This is a genomic window from Pontibacter sp. GD7 (assembly GCF_058216375.1).
Window position 1 is genome coordinate 111879 of the sequence record NZ_JBYZMP010000009.1, and the last position, 16598, is coordinate 128476.

Annotated in this window: 14 protein-coding genes; 11 read left to right on the top strand and 3 right to left on the bottom strand. The window is 48.5% G+C overall.

Annotation, left to right across the window (positions count from 1 at the left end):
* Positions 1-437 precede the first annotated feature (437 nt).
* From AC4BAP_RS14450 to AC4BAP_RS14470, 5 genes are all read left to right on the top strand, one after another.
* On the top strand, positions 438-1214 hold the full coding sequence (locus tag AC4BAP_RS14450) for a PKD domain-containing protein (RefSeq protein WP_490583378.1): 777 nt from the start codon (positions 438-440) through the stop codon (positions 1212-1214).
* A gap of 112 nt (positions 1215-1326) precedes the next feature.
* Positions 1327-1818 (top strand): cupin domain-containing protein, encoded by a 492-nt coding sequence (locus AC4BAP_RS14455; protein ID WP_490583379.1) that lies wholly within the window; start codon positions 1327-1329, stop codon positions 1816-1818.
* A gap of 255 nt (positions 1819-2073) precedes the next feature.
* Positions 2074-2529 carry a hypothetical protein gene (locus AC4BAP_RS14460; RefSeq protein ID WP_490583380.1) on the top strand — a complete coding sequence of 152 codons (456 nt, stop codon included), beginning with the start codon at positions 2074-2076 and terminating at the stop codon, positions 2527-2529.
* 12 nt (positions 2530-2541) lie between these two features.
* Positions 2542-4935, top strand: a complete 2394-nt coding sequence (locus tag AC4BAP_RS14465) for a TonB-dependent receptor (RefSeq protein ID WP_490583381.1) — start codon at positions 2542-2544, stop codon at positions 4933-4935.
* On the top strand, positions 4919-5788 hold the full coding sequence (locus tag AC4BAP_RS14470; RefSeq protein WP_490583382.1) for a DUF4249 domain-containing protein: 870 nt from the start codon (positions 4919-4921) through the stop codon (positions 5786-5788). The genes AC4BAP_RS14465 and AC4BAP_RS14470 overlap by 17 nt, the downstream gene beginning before the upstream one ends.
* Positions 5789-5917: 129 nt before the next feature.
* Here the strand turns inward: AC4BAP_RS14470 and AC4BAP_RS14475 are convergent, their stop codons facing one another.
* Complete coding sequence (locus tag AC4BAP_RS14475; protein WP_490583383.1) at positions 5918-6259, bottom strand: MGMT family protein; 342 nt, start codon at positions 6257-6259, stop codon at positions 5918-5920.
* Positions 6260-6487: 228 nt separating this feature from the next.
* Between AC4BAP_RS14475 and AC4BAP_RS14480 the strand changes: the two genes are divergently transcribed.
* The 6 genes from AC4BAP_RS14480 to AC4BAP_RS14505 all read left to right on the top strand — a co-directional run bounded on the left by AC4BAP_RS14480 (position 6488) and on the right by AC4BAP_RS14505 (position 14928).
* Positions 6488-7573 (top strand): efflux RND transporter periplasmic adaptor subunit, encoded by a 1086-nt coding sequence (locus AC4BAP_RS14480; protein ID WP_490583384.1) that lies wholly within the window; start codon positions 6488-6490, stop codon positions 7571-7573.
* A gap of 259 nt (positions 7574-7832) precedes the next feature.
* Positions 7833-10964: an efflux RND transporter permease subunit gene (locus tag AC4BAP_RS14485; RefSeq protein ID WP_490583385.1), complete on the top strand. Its 3132-nt coding sequence runs from the start codon at positions 7833-7835 to the stop codon at positions 10962-10964.
* A gap of 35 nt (positions 10965-10999) precedes the next feature.
* Complete coding sequence (locus AC4BAP_RS14490; RefSeq protein WP_490583386.1) at positions 11000-12352, top strand: TolC family protein; 1353 nt, start codon at positions 11000-11002, stop codon at positions 12350-12352.
* Between the two features lie 102 nt (positions 12353-12454).
* Complete coding sequence (locus AC4BAP_RS14495; RefSeq protein WP_490583387.1) at positions 12455-13717, top strand: MgtC/SapB family protein; 1263 nt, start codon at positions 12455-12457, stop codon at positions 13715-13717.
* Between the two features lie 165 nt (positions 13718-13882).
* Positions 13883-14266 (top strand): hypothetical protein, encoded by a 384-nt coding sequence (locus tag AC4BAP_RS14500; protein ID WP_490583388.1) that lies wholly within the window; start codon positions 13883-13885, stop codon positions 14264-14266.
* A complete protein-coding gene (locus AC4BAP_RS14505) occupies positions 14194-14928 on the top strand; it encodes an outer membrane beta-barrel protein (protein ID WP_490583389.1) in 735 nt (244 codons plus the stop codon). Before AC4BAP_RS14500 ends, AC4BAP_RS14505 begins: the two co-directional genes overlap by 73 nt.
* A 339-nt stretch (positions 14929-15267) precedes the next feature.
* On the opposite strand, the gene AC4BAP_RS14510 is transcribed toward AC4BAP_RS14505, so the two are convergent.
* Positions 15268-15600 carry a hypothetical protein gene (locus AC4BAP_RS14510; protein ID WP_490583390.1) on the bottom strand — a complete coding sequence of 111 codons (333 nt, stop codon included), beginning with the start codon at positions 15598-15600 and terminating at the stop codon, positions 15268-15270.
* 258 nt (positions 15601-15858) lie between these two features.
* A complete protein-coding gene (locus AC4BAP_RS14515) occupies positions 15859-16587 on the bottom strand; it encodes a 7-carboxy-7-deazaguanine synthase QueE (protein WP_490583391.1) in 729 nt (242 codons plus the stop codon).
* Positions 16588-16598 lie beyond the last annotated feature (11 nt).

The window sequence follows — 16598 nt, forward strand, 5'->3', positions numbered from 1 at the left end:
CCGTTTCATTCAATTTTTCCTGGCGCGAATCTCCAGATTCGTGACTAACGAGTAAGGTTGAGTCTTCCCGGGACTCCGCCCGGGACAGGCTTCCTCAACTGGCCCAGAGGGCCAAAATGCAGGATAAGAGTAAAGCAGTTTGCAACACAAATACAGTCCTTGCTAGAATGAAACGGCCCTGCTCTTGAGAGGGGTGCAGGGGTGTGTTTACACTTACCTGGTTTATCATATAGCGCAACTTGAATTAAGTATCTTTTCTAACCTTCACCCTTAAAGCAGTTATATTCACTAAGATATACCCTACTATAAGCTTGCAGAACAGGCAGATTCGTATACTAATAGCAGAAACCGCATGTGAGTTACATGTACTTAAAAAAGACTTGTACCTAGTTTAACCTTACCTCTTATGCCTTAATTTAACCTCAAACTCAAGGTTGATGAAAAAGAGATTTCATTCCTTGGCACTTACAACGCTTATTTTCTCCGTTATACTTCTGGCCTGCTCAGAAGAAGAAGATATTAGCCCTTTGCAAATAAAACCACCGCCATTAGCCTCTCCACCACCCAACACACCTCCTACCCCCATACCGCCTCCTACACCACCGGTTGGTCATATAGCACCTGTTGCTAATGCCGGAAACGATACAACAATTTATACTCCGTTTAGCAGCCTTACCCTCAATGGAAAGGCGAGTACAGGCAGCATCGTATCGTATAAGTGGAATTTGATTAAGTCTCCAGACCAAACAGATACAAGAAGTTACGACTCTGGAAACTGGCATAGAACTTTTGTAGACAGGCTTTTTAAGGTTGGTGTTTATGAATTCGAACTTACTGTAACTGATTCCTACAACCTGACATCGGTTGATACAATGAAAGTTACAGTGGCTGATCCGAAGTGCCTTACTGCGAATAAAGAATTTATTTTAACAGACTTAAAGTGGGGTCACCCTTGGTACACGCAAATTAGTATTCGTGATGTTTTTTCTTACCTACCGGCAAACAGCTATATCAAGAATTTCTATATAAAAAGAGACGGATCTGACGAATGGGAGTTAGTGGTTCCGTGGGATTATTATAGTTCTGACAACACCGGGCAACATATGTGGGATTATGTTGAACATTCTAACGAGGGTACCTGGATACTGGCAATTTACCCAGGATCTAACTTAGCCGATGATACCCCGGATGTAAAAATAGAATACTGCAATTAAGCTCTCAGAAAGGTTTTATATCGATGTCCAGTGTCTTAAAGCTTCTGGCAACACTATAACACTTACACTCTGGTGGCCCAAAGTTATACTTAAAACATAGTTTAGAACGCGCATGGAGAATCCACGAACTCATACTCTTACTACTAAAAAGGAGGCCATAATCTGGCTAGGTGAACTGGCTGTTATTCATGCAACCGGCAAAGACACAAATGGCAGTTATTGTGCAATAGAATTGTATGCCACAAAAGAGGGCAGCCCTCCCTGGCATGTGCATCAACGCGAAGATGAAGCCTTTTATGTTATTGATGGAGCCTTTACATTTTATGTGGGGGAAAAAGTAATAAAGGCAAAACCCGGCGATTACCTGATAGCCCCTAAAGACATACCACATACTTATACAGTAGACTCTGAGGGGCATGCCAGAGTTTTAATGATCTGCTCACCTGCAGGCTTCGAGGATCTGGTCAGAGCCATGAGCACCCCGGCCACCTCCCTTGTGCCACCGCCTCCCGAAGAGGCTGCTCTGGACTACGGCGCTTTAACAGAACTGGCCAGCAGCTATGGTGTAGCGTTTATTGACAGGCCAATGCCTACTGCTAAGTAAACTGTTTAAGTAGCGCCTGCTCGTGTTCTCCATATGAGCTTAACTTACGTGCACAAATCAATTTAACATCATCTGGATTGCTAAACTAATGGCAGCTTTTTTTAGCTCTTAATCAGCTTTTCGCGGCATGATCAGTTTCGGTGATATGAGGCTAACTTTCTCTTTAGATTAAAATATAATCATGTGAACTTTTAATAATAATAATAATAATAATAATAATATATTAGTGCTCTAATCTAACCTATTCTACTTTACATGAAGCAAATTTACACCCTACTACTGCTCCTGCTAGTAGCCGGCATCTCTGCCTGCGACAAAGATCAAAATACGCTGAACAAACTGGAAGGCACCTGGCAAATAAAGCAGGTTACTCATCTGAAGCAAGACACCACAAAGTTACCAACCTCAGGCACCCTTATACTTACCAAATGCGACTTGGACGGCGACGCCAAATCCTGCCCTGGCACCTTTATTTTTAACAGCCAACCGAGCAAGCAACTGGTGTACTCCGTTATGGATAAAGGAAAGACAATGTCCTTCACATCCGTTGGCTCACATGTTGGATTTACATATATGTTGTATGGACCTTTTAAAATGGTTCATAGAAGCGACAACAGGCTGGAATTAGAGGGTGAGGGTGGTTTATCCGTATTTAATGCTTCCACGCCTACACCAAAAAGAGTTGATGTAAGAATTGTATTAGAGAGGTAGCAACAGGGTTATATGTCTCGCTTTTTACTGTTGCTGCTACTTGCAGTCAGCTGCCATTTCGCCATTGCCCAAACCAAGAAAACAGATTTAACCTTAAGTGGCTTTGTACAGGATGCCCGTTCAGGAGAACGCCTGGCAGGGGCTCTTGTATCATCTGGCAACACAGGAAGCACTACAAACGCCTATGGTTTTTATAGTTTGACTGTGCCAGCTGGTACGCAGCAGGTGCAGGTACGGTACCTGGGCTATGCTCCGCTCAGCTTCTCTTTGCCTTCTCTTAGCCGGGATAGCTTAGTTATACTGCACCTACAGCCGCTCTCTAATGAGCTAAAGGAAGTAAACATCACAGCCGAGAAAGTAACGGACCTGCAACAGGCAAACCGCCTTAGTATGCGCAGCGCTGAAATAAAGCAGTTGCCCAAGCTTATGGGTGAGGCAGATGCTGTGAAAGCGCTACAACTAACACCGGGCGTACAATCCGGGCGAGAGGGCTCTTCCGATTTACATGTGCGCGGTGGCGGTCCCGACCAGAACCTGCTTTTGCTGGATGGCGTTCCGGTTTACAACGTATCGCATTTGCTGGGCATGTTCTCTGTTTTTAACCCGGATGCCATTAAGAGTGTGGATCTGATAAAAGGAGGCTTTCCGGCGCCTTATGGAGGCAGGCTCTCTTCGGTGGTGGATGTGCAGCTAAAAGAAGGCAATAACCAGCAATTTGCAGGCGAGGGGGCAGTTGGGCTGTTATCATCAAAACTGTTGCTGGAGGGGCCGATAAAGAACGAGAAGACTTCCTTCCTGATTGCAGGCCGCCGTACCTACCTGGACTTACTGGCGGCAGCCGCTGCTGCCATGAATAACCAGCAGATCAGCAAGTATAATTTCTATGACCTGAACGCCAAGATCAATCATACTATCTCGCCTACAGACAGAATCTACCTGAGTATTTATGGCGGACAGGATAAGTATGCCGATAAGGAGGAATTTATGTCATCGGGCCAGACAGAGGAGCAAAGCTTTAAGATGAACTGGGGCAACGCAACAGGCGCTTTGCGCTGGAACCATGTTTTTGGGCCCAAGCTATTCAGTAACCTCACGTTGATATACAGTAACTATAATTTCAACCAGAACACAGCGTCAAGCAGAAAAGCGAATGACATTACCACAGCACGGACTATCGACTACAGTTCAAGTATAAACGACTGGGGCGCGAAAGCCGATTTTGATTACATGGCTTCTGCGATGCATAACCTGCGCTTTGGCGGCAGCTATACTTACCATACTTTCAAACCGGAACAGGCAACACTCCGCACCGATACGCTTACATTTATCTCTGATTCCTTTTCCACTATACTTGCCCATGAGTTTTATACTTATGCCGAAGACAGGATACAGATTGGAGAACGTTTGCAGGCAAGCGCCGGACTGCATTTCTCTGGCTTCAGTGTAAACGGCAAATTTTATACTTCGCTTCAGCCACGCCTGGCAGTGGGCTATATTTTGCCAACAGGCATTAGCCTACGGGCCTCTTACGTTACGATGGCGCAATACCTGCACCTGGTTAGCAACAGTACAACAGGCACCCCAACCGATATCTGGGTACCGGCCACGGATAAAGTAAAACCGCAGCGTTCGTGGCAGGCTACACTAGGTGCAGCGGCTCTGTTTGCGCAAAACTCCCTGGAACTAACCTCCGACTTTTATTACAAAGAGATGAAGGATGTGTCAGAATTCAGGGACGGGGGAGATTTTGTAGGCGACTTTCTGCGCAGCGGCCCCCAGACCAATTTTGCCAATTTTGTAGCACCGTCTTATGAGACGCGCATGGCAAGCGGCAAGGGCTGGAGTTATGGGTCAGAGTGGTTGCTGCGAAAACGGCAAGGTAAAACTACCGGCTGGCTGGGTTATACTTTGGCTTGGTCGTGGAGGCAACTGGATAGTATAAACTTTAACCAAAAGTACCCTTACACTTATGACAGCCGACACAGTGTATCTCTTGTTGCCAACCACCAGCTTACTGAGAAGCTAAGTATAGGCGGCAGTTGGGTATACCGCACGGGCTATGCCACCACGCTGCCCATGGTCAGGTACAAAGCCTACGATGAGCCCATTTACAGACCCGGTGCCTCGTCTCCCTACATAGAAACCATAGATTACATGGGCGAACGCAACAATTACCGCATGCCATCTTACCACCGCCTGGACTTAAGCCTGACACACACAAAGATTAAAAAGTGGGGCGAACGCAGCTGGAACCTGTCGGTTTACAATGCCTACAACCACAGAAATCCATACTATTTATACCTGACCAATGCCAGCACAAGTACAAGCACCACCTCTACGCGCAAGCTTTACCAAAAGTCATTATTCCCGATATTACCTTCTTTCAGCTATGGTTTTAAGTTTTAGATATATCAGAAAACTAACTTCGCTGCTCAGTTTTCTTATCCTGGCAAGCGCATGTACCGATGTTGTAGAATTAGAGCTCCCCGAACCAAAGGCACAGTTGGTAGTAAACAGCACCTTTACCCCGGACAGTGCCTGGGCAGTGGAGGTAAGCACAAGCCAGAGTTCCTTAGTGAGCCAGCCATACCATATGGTTGAGAATGCCGTAGTGGAAGTATACCATGAGGGCCAGCACATAACCACGCTACCCTATACTGGCAAAGGAAAGTATAAATCGGATAGTGTTAAGCCACAAGCGCAGCAGGAATATACTATAAAAGTAAGCGCCCCGGGTTTACCAGGCTGTACCGCAACCGACTTTGTGCCTTCCAGCCCAGATATCAAAAATGTAAAGTTAGCCAATGTTACGAACACCAAAGACCCGCAGATACGAGAGGTAGAGGTAACCTTTACATTGCAGGATGAGCCAGGGAAAGCAAACTATTATTACATAAAGGCCTATATACATGACACTTCACATTCCGGAGAGCCCTTTAAAAACTACACCAGCCTTAAATTTGTAGCTCCATTCGGGGAAGAGTTCGGCATTGGAAGCCGGTATTTCTTTAGCGACAAATTTATAGATGGCCAGGCTGCCACGCTTAAAATAAGGTATGAAAGGCCAGCGAATGGCAAACTACTAACGCTAAGTATAACCCAGGTATCTCCGGACTACTATACTTACTCCAAAACGCTGGAGAAACAGTCTTACAGAGATAATTTTTTAACTACGCCAACCCCAGTGCATAACAACATAAAAAACGGGTTCGGAATATTTGCAGGCTATAATTCCAAATCCATTCACATTAAGCACTAGTGAGATAGTGATATAGGCAAGCGAACTTTACATTGGCGTAATCCTTCAATTCTGAGGTGAGGCTGGGCTGTGCCAATCATTTGCAGGCAAGTATAACTCTTTAACTCCCAAACGCTCTAACTCCCAAACTCAAATCAGTTCCTTCGCTGGGTCCCAGAACAGCTTGTCAAAGTTTACCACCTGGTTGTTCTCTACTTTTACCCCTTCAGCCTCCAGCCGCTCCTGCATGGCGTTGGGTGAGTCGAAATGCTGGCTGCCGGTAAGCATGCCTATGCGGTTAACAACCCGGTGAGCCGGGATCCGGGTCAAGGGATGCGAGGCGATCAGGGCCCAGCCTACCATGCGTGCCGATCCTTTAGAACCCAGGTAACTGGCAATGGCGCCGTAAGAGGTAACTCTACCCTCAGGTATCAGCTTTACCACCTCATACACATCCTGAAAAAAATTTTTCTTTTTATTATTCTCACTCATATCGGGACTAATCAGGCCATACTACTGTTTAAACATAATAATCAGCAGTATATCGGGCATTTTACACAATTGGTAGCGTGCCCTGGGCTACTGTTTTTGTTTAATGAAGTGTGTTAGTAACTTTAAACGTTTTCAGTTTTTACCAGTCTAAGACCAGACGCACCAGGCAGCAGTACTTTAAACTGTGTAAATATAACGCATTACAGATAAAACTTTGATCAAGCATACATGAGCAAACCCTTAAAATCCATACTAATACTTGTGGCGGTGGTGGCTGTTGGCTACCTGATTTACTCCAAGCTACTTGCCGGCGACGATGCCCCGGCAGCAGGCGGTGGTGGAGGTGGCGGCGGCCCTATGGCACAGAAAGTAGCCGTAGACGTGTTTGTGGTATCCCCTACTGCTTTCCAAAACAATATCGCAGCCACAGGCACCGTGTTGCCAAACGAAGAGGTAGAACTGCGCAGCGAAATTGCCGGCCGTGTTACGAACATCAACTTCCAGGAAGGCAGCCGCGTGCGTAAAGGCCAGCTGCTGTTTACCGTAAATGCCGCAGAAATGCAGGCCCAGTTGCGCAAACTACAGTCTAACCAAAAGCTGTACCGCGAAATGGAGCAGCGCCAGCGTACCCTGCTGGAAAAAGATTACATCAGCCGCCAGGAGTATGACCAGGTAAGCAACCAACTGGCCACGGCCACTGCCGATATCCAGGCCCTGAAAGCCTCCCTCGACAAAGCCTATGTAAGGGCTCCTTTCGATGGCGTGGTTGGTTTAAGGCAGGTTAGCGAAGGGAGTTATGTTTCCGCTGCTACTCCGATCACCCGCATTGTAGACATCAGCCCTGTAAAGATCGAGTTCTCCATACCGGGCCGTTACAGCCAGCAGGTTAAAACCGGCGACAAGATCAGGTTTACGGCAGAAGGCAGCCCTACCGAGTATGAGGCCACTGTGTATGCCACGCAGCCTATCATAGACCCCGCCACCCGCACCATGCAGGTACGCGCCCTTTACGACAACAAAAACGAAGAGGTAAAGCCGGGTGCTTTCGTAAAGATCAACCTGAACCTGGAAGAGCAGAACGAAGCCATCCTTATCCCAACAGAGTCTATTATACCGGAGGCTACCGGCCATAAGGTGTTCCTGGCTAAAAGTGGCAAGGCAGTACCACAAATGGTGAAGATCGGACAACGCTCCGAAACCATGATACAGATACTGGAAGGCCTAGCCCCCGGCGATTCTGTTATTCAGTCTGGCGTATTGCAGGCCCGCCCTGGCGCCGACCTGTCTATCCGGAAGGTAAAGACCGGTAAGTAAAAAAAGCCTTGCACCACTGCATTATGTAAAGCCACAGCCGTTAAAGAACAAGTATAAGCAACCGCTGTTTTATTACAGTGGCGCCCTTGAGCCTGAGGACCTTACTATTGCAGGTGCAAACATTGGCCGGTTACAGAAACCGGATTTTGATTTATTGGCGAAAAAAGCAGGAGTGCGGCCCCTGATGAAGTATAAAAGTATAAATCTATACTCCCTCAGGCACCACAAACTGCTTATTGACAGATTATTAAACTGATTTATGGCAAGCTTATCATCCATAAGTATAAAACGTCCGGTACTGGCCATCGTGATGAGCATCACGATCGTGGTGTTTGGTATCATTGGTATCACATTTCTGGGGGTGCGGGAGTATCCCAGCGTTGACCCGCCCATTGTAAACGTATCAACCAGCTACACGGGGGCAAACTCCGAAACCATCGAGTCTGAGATCACGGAACCGCTGGAAGAATCTATCAACGGTATTGCCGGTATCCGTACGCTTACCTCCAGCAGTCGCGAAGGAAGCAGCAACATTACCGTAGAGTTTAACCTGGGCGTAGACATGGAGGCCGCCGCCAACGATGTGCGCGACCGCGTGGCCCGTGCCCAGCGCAGGCTCCCCGACAATGCCGATCCTCCAACGGTGTCCAAAGCCGATGCTGATGCCAACCCGATCATATTTGTAGGTATAAAAAGCCCGACCCGCTCATTGCTGGATATCTCTGCCATAGCCCAGGATGTGTTTAAAGAGCGTTTGCAAACCATACCGGGTGTGAGCTCCGTGGATATCTGGGGCGAAAAACGCTACTCTATGCGCCTGTGGCTGGACCCGGATAAACTGGCCGCGCTGAATGTTACACCCATCGAGGTGCAGAACGCCCTGGTACGCCAGAACCTGGAGCTGCCCTCCGGCAGGATCGAGGGTGCCACTACGGAGCTTTCGGTACGCACCATGGGCCGCATTTCCACGCCTGATGAGTTTAACAACCTGATCGTAAAGGAAGAGGCTGACAGACTGATCCGATTCAGTGATATCGGTCACGCAGAACTGGCACCGGAAAACGAGAAATCCATACTTCGCCGCGACGGTATCCCGATGGTGGGTGTTGTGCTGATACCACAGCCAGGCTCTAACCAAGTGGAGATAGCCGATGAGTTCTATGTGCGTCTGGAGCAGATCAAAAAAGACCTGCCCGAAGATCTGGAAGTTGTTATCGGCTTTGACAACACACAGTATATCCGGGCTTCTATTGCAGAGGTGAAAGAAACTATATTTGTGGCATTTGGCCTGGTAGTGGTCATCATCTTCCTGTTCCTGCGCGACTGGCGCTCTACGGTAATCCCGGTGGTAGCCATTCCGGTATCGCTTATCGGTGCGTTCTTCATTATGTACCTGATGAACTTCTCCATTAACGTGCTGACCCTGCTTGGTATCGTGCTAGCCATTGGCCTTGTGGTGGATGATGCCATTGTAATGCTGGAGAACATCTATGCCCGGATTGAGGACGGCCAGCAACCGATGAAAGCGGCCAAAAAGGGTTCTGCAGAAATATACTTCGCTATTATCTCCACCACGGTAGCCCTGGCAGCGGTATTTATGCCGGTTATCTTCCTGGAAGGTATAACCGGACGCCTTTTCCGTGAGTTTGGACTGGTAGTGGCAGGCTCTGTTATTATTTCGTCTTTTGTGTCGCTAACGCTAACGCCCATGATGTGTTCGCGCATGCTGAAGCACCGCGAAAGGCCAAACTGGTTCTACCGTAAGACGGAGCCATTTTTCACCGCACTTACCAATGGTTACCGCAACAGTTTAGAGAGTTTTATGCGCGTGCGTTGGGTTGCTTTTGTGATCATACTTGTTTCAGCCGGCGCCATTTATATGTTCATGAACACGCTACCATCCGAGCTTGCCCCCGACGAAGACCGCAATGGCCTGCGCATCAGCGTTACCGGCCCCGAGGGTGCTTCGTACGAGTTTATGGATGAGTACATGGGTGAGCTGACACAACTGGTAAACGACTCCATCAAAGGCATTGACAACATGGTGGCCATGACCTCGCCAGGCTTTGGCGGTGGCGGCTCCAACTCCGGTTTCCTGCGCGTGAAACTGGTTACCCCTGATAAACGCAGCCAGTCACAAACAGAGATAGTGGAGGAAATAAGCAGACTAACGGGCCAACTGACAGGTGCCCGCGCTTTCCCTAGCGGCGATAAGGGCCTGGGTGGCGGACGTGGTGCCGGACAGCCAGTGCAGTTTGTGGTGCAGTCGCCGGATGGTTCGAAGCTGCGTGAGATCGTACCTCAGATCATGGACCTTGCCCGCCAGGACCCAACCTTTGGTTTTGTGGATGTGAACCTGAAATTTAACAAGCCGGAACTGCGCGTAGATATAAACCGCGAAAAAGCACAGGCAATGGGTGTTAGTGTGCGTGATGTGGCGCAAACCCTTCAGGCCGGCCTCAGCGGTCAGCGCTTCGGGTATTTTATAAAAGACGGCAAGCAATACCAGGTTATTGGCCAGGTAGCACGCGAAAACCGCGCTGCCCCGATAGACCTGCGCAGCCTGTATGTGAAAAACAATGCAGGACAGTTGATCCAGCTGGATAACCTGATCGAGCTCAGCGAAGAAAGCGCCTCTCCACAACTATACCGCTTTAACCGCTTTGCTTCCGCTACTTTCAGTGCCTCTTTAGCAAAGGGCAAAACCATTAGTGAAGGTATAGAGGCCATGGATGGCATCGCCGATAAAGTACTTGACGACTCGTTCCAGACTTCACTGGCAGGCCAGTCACGTGACTTCTCGGAGAGCTCCAGTAGCTTAATGTTTGCTTTCCTTCTTGCACTTGGCCTGATATACCTTGCGCTTTCCGCCCAGTTCGAGAGTTTCCGCGATCCGGTGATCATCATGTTTACCGTACCGCTAGCCCTTGCAGGTGCCCTGATCAGCATCTGGTACTTCGGCGAAACGCTTAACATCTTCAGCCAGATCGGTATGATCATGCTGGTGGGTCTCGTAACCAAAAACGGTATTCTGCTGGTGGAATTTGCCAATCAACGCAAAGAGGCTGGCCTTACCAAACTGGAGGCAGCCACCGATGCGGCCGTGCAGCGCTTCCGCCCAATCCTGATGACCTCGCTTTCGACCATACTTGGTACCTTACCAATTGCACTGGCATTGGGTGCCGGTTCGGAAAGCCGCGTGTCGATGGGTATAGCCGTGGTGGGTGGTTTGATTTTCTCTACCGGCCTGACACTTTACGTTATCCCGGCCGTTTACTCGTTCTTCTCATCCGCAGAGGCAAACGTTGGTCGTATGCAGGATGACGATGAGGACAAAGGCGAAGATACCCCGAAGGCAAAGCAGATGCCAGAGCCTGTTCTTGCCAAATAAAAGTATAATCTGAAACTTCCGTTTTACAACCAACCTTGGATAAACGATTAATGTCTCCGTTAAAAACAGCAGCGCTACTGCTTACCGTGGCAGCGCTGCTTTTACCAGCCACCTCCTATAGCCAGGAAGGGCTTACACTTCAGGAAGCGATCCGGATAGGATTGCAACAGAACTATGATATCAGGATTGCAGACAAGCAGGAAGATATTGCTGAAAACAATGTCACATTGGGTAACGCCGGTTTCCTGCCAAACGTTGATGGCCGTGCAAGCCGCACGTTCAGCGAGAACAACTCCAGACAGGAGTTCCAGGCCAGGCCACCTGTGGTGCGTACAGGCGCCACCTCCAACAACATCAGCAGCAGTGTAGCCCTTAACTGGACCATTTTTGATGGTATGGGCATGTTCATTGAGCTGGACAGATTAAAAACACTGGAGAAGTCCGGCAAGCTGCTGACAAGACAAGTAATAGAGAACACTGTAGCCGATATCTCGGATGCCTACTATGAGGTGGTGCGCCAAAGTCGCAGGATACAGGCCCTGGAGGATGCCATTGCCATTTCGCAGCAACGCATCGATCTGGCACAGGCACAGTATGAGGTTGGCGTTCGGGCAAAAGTTGAGATACTGCGCGCGCAGGTTGACTTCAATGCTGACCGATCAGAGTTGCTGAGACAGGAAGAAGCCCTGCATAACGCAAAAATAACCCTGAACCAGTTGCTGGGCCGTGCCCCTACCACTACTTTCATAGCCACTGATTCTATCCAGGTGGACCATACGCTGAACTATAGCCAGGTTGATAATGCTTTAATGGCTTCTAACCCACTGTTGCAGCGGCTGCAGTTGAACCGCGAAATCGCTGTACTGGACATTAAAGCAGTCAGGGCCAGCCGGTTCCCGACTATCGGTATCGCGAGTGCCTACAACTTCTCACGCTCAGAGGCTGAGCCGCTAAACGAGTTCCAGGCGCAGTTTAACCGCAACCATGGCTACAACTATGGCCTGACACTTAATGTGCCTATTTTCAACGGCTTCAATATTAACCGTTTGGCCCAGAATGCACGCATAAACCTGGAAACCAGCAACCTTGAATTGCAAAGAGAACAGAATCGCTTGCAGGCAGAGGTGGCCAGGGCTTACAGCCAGTATGCCAACCGCTTAAAACTCCTGGAACTGGAAGAGTCTAACGTGAAACTTGCCCAGGAGAATGCCAACATTGCCCTGGAGCGCTACAAGCTTGGTCTACTTACAGCCATCGAGTTACGTGAGGCACAACGTAACCAGCTCTTAGCCGAGAACAGGCTTATTGATATAAAGTATGAGGCCAAAACTGCTGAAACAGAGTTAAAAAGACTTAGCAGCAACCTTCTGCAGGAAATAAAACCTTAAAGCATATATTTCTCCTTTATGAGTATGCAAGTATAAAAGTATAGCCATGGCTATACTTTTATCTTTTTCAGGAGTATATAAGGCAGCACCATTTACTGATCTATGGAGTCAGAGTTATTTCTGAAGCTGGGTATTTCGCTTGGATTAGGTTTACTTGTAGGCTTGCAACGCCAGCACGAGAAGTCGGAGTTGGCTGGCATACGCACGTTCCCACTCATCACCCTGTTTGGGTCGGTTGCGGCCCTGCTCGGCCAGCATTTTGGCGGTTGGATCATAGCAGTGGGGTTGCTGGGCGTTACGATACTGGTAGCAATTGCCAACATCCTGAAAAGGAAAAACCCTCATTTTGATCCTGGCCTTACAACTGAAGCTGCCGCCTTGCTGATGTATGGCGTAGGAGCCTACACCATGATGGGCAGCGGCACGGTTGCCATTGCTGTTGGCGCCACAGTAGCGGTTTTGCTTCATCTTAAAGAAACCCTGCACCGCATAGTAGAGCGTATCGGCGAAAAAGACCTAAAGGCCATCATGCAGTTTGTGGTTATCCTGCTGATCATACTGCCCATACTTCCCGATGAAACCTATGGCCCTTACGATGTCCTGAACCCCCATAATGTCTGGCTGATGGTGGTGCTGATCGTGGGTATAAGCCTGCTTGCCTATTTTGCCTACAAGATATTTGGAGGTAAGGCCGGCACCTTGTTAGGGGGCATTTTAGGTGGCTTGATCTCCAGCACGGCAACTACCGTCAGTTACGCGCGTCGCACAAAAGAGAGTGATACAAGCACCAGCCTGGCCGCTATGGTGATCTTCATCGCTACTGTGGTGTCGGTGGTCCGGATCATTACGGAGGTGGCGGTGGTTGCGCCATCTACCCTAGGTGTAGTGCTTCCTCCGCTGGCAGCTTTGCTTATACTTATGCTGATAATTGGCGCCGTTACCTATATCTTTAGCAGGAAAGAGCACGACACCATGCCCGAACAAGGCAACCCAGCCCAGTTTAAGACTGCACTTGTTTTCGGAGCTGTTTATGCCCTTGTTATACTTGCCACGGCCTTCGCCAAAGATCAGCTGGGAAGCAAGGGTTTGTTCATAGTAGCCATCATTTCCGGCCTGACAGATGTGGACGCTATTACACTTTCTACGGCACGCCTCATGAACATAGGAAACCTGGAGGTGCAGAACGGCTGGAAAGTCATACTTGTAGCGGCACTCTCGAACCTTGTGTTTAAAGGGGCATTGGTGGGAGTGCTGGGCAACACCAAAGTATTTGCCAGAATTACCATATTGTTTGGCATTGTGCTGGCAGGCGGACTGCTGGTTTTGTGGCTCTGGCCGGAAGACTTTATCCTGTCGTTTTTCTAAGGCAATACCTGCTGTCTGCCTCTCCCCCGCCTACTTATACTTTCCTCTCAAACAGCATCACACAAACCTGAGTATCACTTACTTAAATTCATACCCAAGGCTTGTAATTAGACACCCATTATGTTAACTTGATTCGTTATTATAGTATACTTTGCACTTACTTTTATGAAGCAGACTTTACCCTTTCTATTTTTCTTTTTCAGTATAAACCTGCTTGCAGCCCAAACGCTGCCAGGGCTGCGGGTTGGCGGGAGTTACAGCAAGATTAACGGCATCAGTACAACAAAAGGCTCTTACGATTGGCAACAGTCGGCGCATGGCGGCCTTTTTATTATGCATAAGATAGGCGACAAGCTTTACATGCAGCCCGAGCTGCTTTACTCCCAGAAGGGCTATCGCTATGAAATAGACCGCAAGAACAAAGGAGTGGTGATACGATCAAATATCAGGAGAAAAACAGGATCGATTACCTGGAAGTGCCTTTACTGGTTAAACTGGAAGCTAAGGGAGTTTATGTTGAGGCTGGTCCGCAGTTCTCTTTCTTCCTGAGTGGGGAGCGCACCGAAACACGTACCACCAATACAAATGGCACATTTAGCTACCACCAAAACAGCCGCAATTTGAGCCGCCTTGTAGAGCGGGTTGATGTTGGCTTTGCTGGCGGATTGGGATACCAGTTTGAATCCGGGCTTGGTTTGGGCGCGCGATTTAACCAGGGTTTTAGAGAATTGATCGACAAAGAGAACTGGAAAAAACTGATCACCCTGCAGGCCTCAGCTTTTTATGTGTTGGGCAAACGCAGACATGCCCTGAACGCGGCCCCTGCTGTGCCCCCGGCCATCCCCGCACCAGACGTAGAGTACTTCGACAAGCGAAAGGCCAGCACCAAAGGCTATCAGGTCATCAGCAAGATGAACATCAACCGTGTTACTTTCACAAAGGTGGCAGACAGCAAACAACTTCAGGTAGAGTATAAGATCATATCCACCGGCGCCTTTTTTCCTCAGGACGTGATACTGGCAGGCTCCAGCGGCGCTATAGTGAACAGTGGCATGTTTATGGGGCACCGTGAGGTGGCCTACCCATTCCAGGGCAGTGTGCAGTTTTCCACTCCGGCCACTATCGGCACCAATGATTTAATGCAAAGCAGAATGGAATATGAGATCAAAGAGCCCGGGCACTGGCGCATCACAATTACTGTGAGCAGGTAGTTAACCCAGATGGCGAAAAGCAATATCTGGAAGAGATTTTAAACCAACCCATGTACCAAAAGAATTCGATGCGGCGGATTTAAAGACAATTCAACGGTACCATAATCTAGACGCTCGCAGGAGCTGCGCACGCTGCGAGGTCATTTGAAGTATTGGTAATTTGGGAACCCCGGTGATCTCCAGTCTAAACTCCTCTTTTAAAGACAGGGTCGTTTCATTCTCTTTCTCCCTACCGCAAGTTTTCAACTTTTGGTTTGAAATGGTGTTAAGTCTCTGACTTAACTGACCTGGCAAGACATAGTTAGTTGGGCACAAACAAAGGTTTTTACAACTCCTTAGCTACTTCTTCACAATTCGTATAAACCCTCTGTCGTATACTCTTTTGCCTGTATCCTCGTCCGTTTCGTACCAGAGGTCTGCTACGTAGTGTGGGGTAATGTAAGTGGTGGCGAACTCATCGGCCCCGTTAATCTGCTTGTAGTCCATCACCATTTCATAGCCAAGTTCCTGTGACCTGTAGTGAGCTTCGTCCTCATCGTCAAACTCATCCAGGAAGCCGTTGTATACTTCGTGGTAGCTGTCGGTTATTGCTTCGTAAATTCGCTGCAACTGAGATGTCTCGAATTCCATGTAACCCTCTTCGTCTTTGGTCCACCAGCCTTGCAATTCCATACTTATATCATAGTTTAACTTTAAAACCCTGTCCGGGATTTAGCAACCCAACCCTGAATTTATACTTTTAATGATATGAAAGAAGCTGTTTAGAGTTTTGTATAAAAATTTGACCCCGCCATTGCTGGTGTTCTTCACCAACAATTAAAAGGCACTGGCTTTTTACTTGCTGGTGATAACACGCAGCAAGGGCATGCAGTATGGATTTTAGTAAACTCTAAGAGGCTGTTTTGATATTACATTAAACTAAAGTATTGCTTACTCTACGTTCAATATTTTATGTGTTTGCACCGATACCCGCCACTCCGGATTATCCAGGGCAAAGTTAATAGCCATTTGGGTAGCCTGCTGTAGCCTTGCCCCGTCTTCTGGTTGCAGCCACAATAATGGCAGCCTGTCGCCTTGCACCTGGTGTTGTCGCTGGCGCTGGGCAAAGTTGCTATACTTCTCCGGGTGATAATCTGGCAGTACCAGTTTCAGTTCATCAAAGTACTCAAGCGTTAACTGCTCTTCAGGTAACTTTGGGCTGCATACAATCCAGTCGGGGGCCACAAGTTCTCCGGTCAGTTTATCCTGGCAAGACTCCTGCAGACTTACGGTGCCGTTGGTCTCGATGGCGATAAAAAAGCCCTCCTGGTGCAAGGCCTTCACCAATTCAGCATCTAAATGCAGCAGCGGTTCGCCACCGGTAACCACGCAAAATTTCACATCGCCTCCCACCTGGCGCATTTCTGTGGCCAACTCTTTGGCAGTATAGGCTTTGCTCCCCTCTTTGGTAAAATCGGTGTCGCACCATAATGGGCAGTTGGCACCGGTACGTGCAGCATCGCGGTCACGGGTATCGGCGTAGCCAGACCACAGGTTGCAGCCCACCATTCGCACAAATACCGCAGGCCGGCCTGCAAACAAACCCTCTCCCTGCAGTGTTTTCCAAACCGATTTTACTCTATACTTTGTAGCTTTCGCTTTTAATATTTCAGTGCTCATGTGTCTTTCCC

Coding starts and splice junctions, on each gene's coding strand:
- AC4BAP_RS14450 (WP_490583378.1), top strand. CDS start 438: ATGAAAAAGAGATTTCATTCCTTGGCACTTACAACGCTTATTTTCTCC.
- AC4BAP_RS14485 (WP_490583385.1), top strand. CDS start 7,833: ATGGCAAGCTTATCATCCATAAGTATAAAACGTCCGGTACTGGCCATC.
- AC4BAP_RS14500 (WP_490583388.1), top strand. CDS start 13,883: ATGAAGCAGACTTTACCCTTTCTATTTTTCTTTTTCAGTATAAACCTG.
- AC4BAP_RS14495 (WP_490583387.1), top strand. CDS start 12,455: ATGGAGTCAGAGTTATTTCTGAAGCTGGGTATTTCGCTTGGATTAGGT.
- AC4BAP_RS14460 (WP_490583380.1), top strand. CDS start 2,074: ATGAAGCAAATTTACACCCTACTACTGCTCCTGCTAGTAGCCGGCATC.
- AC4BAP_RS14455 (WP_490583379.1), top strand. CDS start 1,327: ATGGAGAATCCACGAACTCATACTCTTACTACTAAAAAGGAGGCCATA.
- AC4BAP_RS14470 (WP_490583382.1), top strand. CDS start 4,919: ATGGTTTTAAGTTTTAGATATATCAGAAAACTAACTTCGCTGCTCAGT.
- AC4BAP_RS14475 (WP_490583383.1), bottom strand. CDS start 6,259: ATGAGTGAGAATAATAAAAAGAAAAATTTTTTTCAGGATGTGTATGAG.
- AC4BAP_RS14480 (WP_490583384.1), top strand. CDS start 6,488: ATGAGCAAACCCTTAAAATCCATACTAATACTTGTGGCGGTGGTGGCT.
- AC4BAP_RS14510 (WP_490583390.1), bottom strand. CDS start 15,600: ATGGAATTGCAAGGCTGGTGGACCAAAGACGAAGAGGGTTACATGGAA.
- AC4BAP_RS14515 (WP_490583391.1), bottom strand. CDS start 16,587: ATGAGCACTGAAATATTAAAAGCGAAAGCTACAAAGTATAGAGTAAAA.
- AC4BAP_RS14465 (WP_490583381.1), top strand. CDS start 2,542: ATGTCTCGCTTTTTACTGTTGCTGCTACTTGCAGTCAGCTGCCATTTC.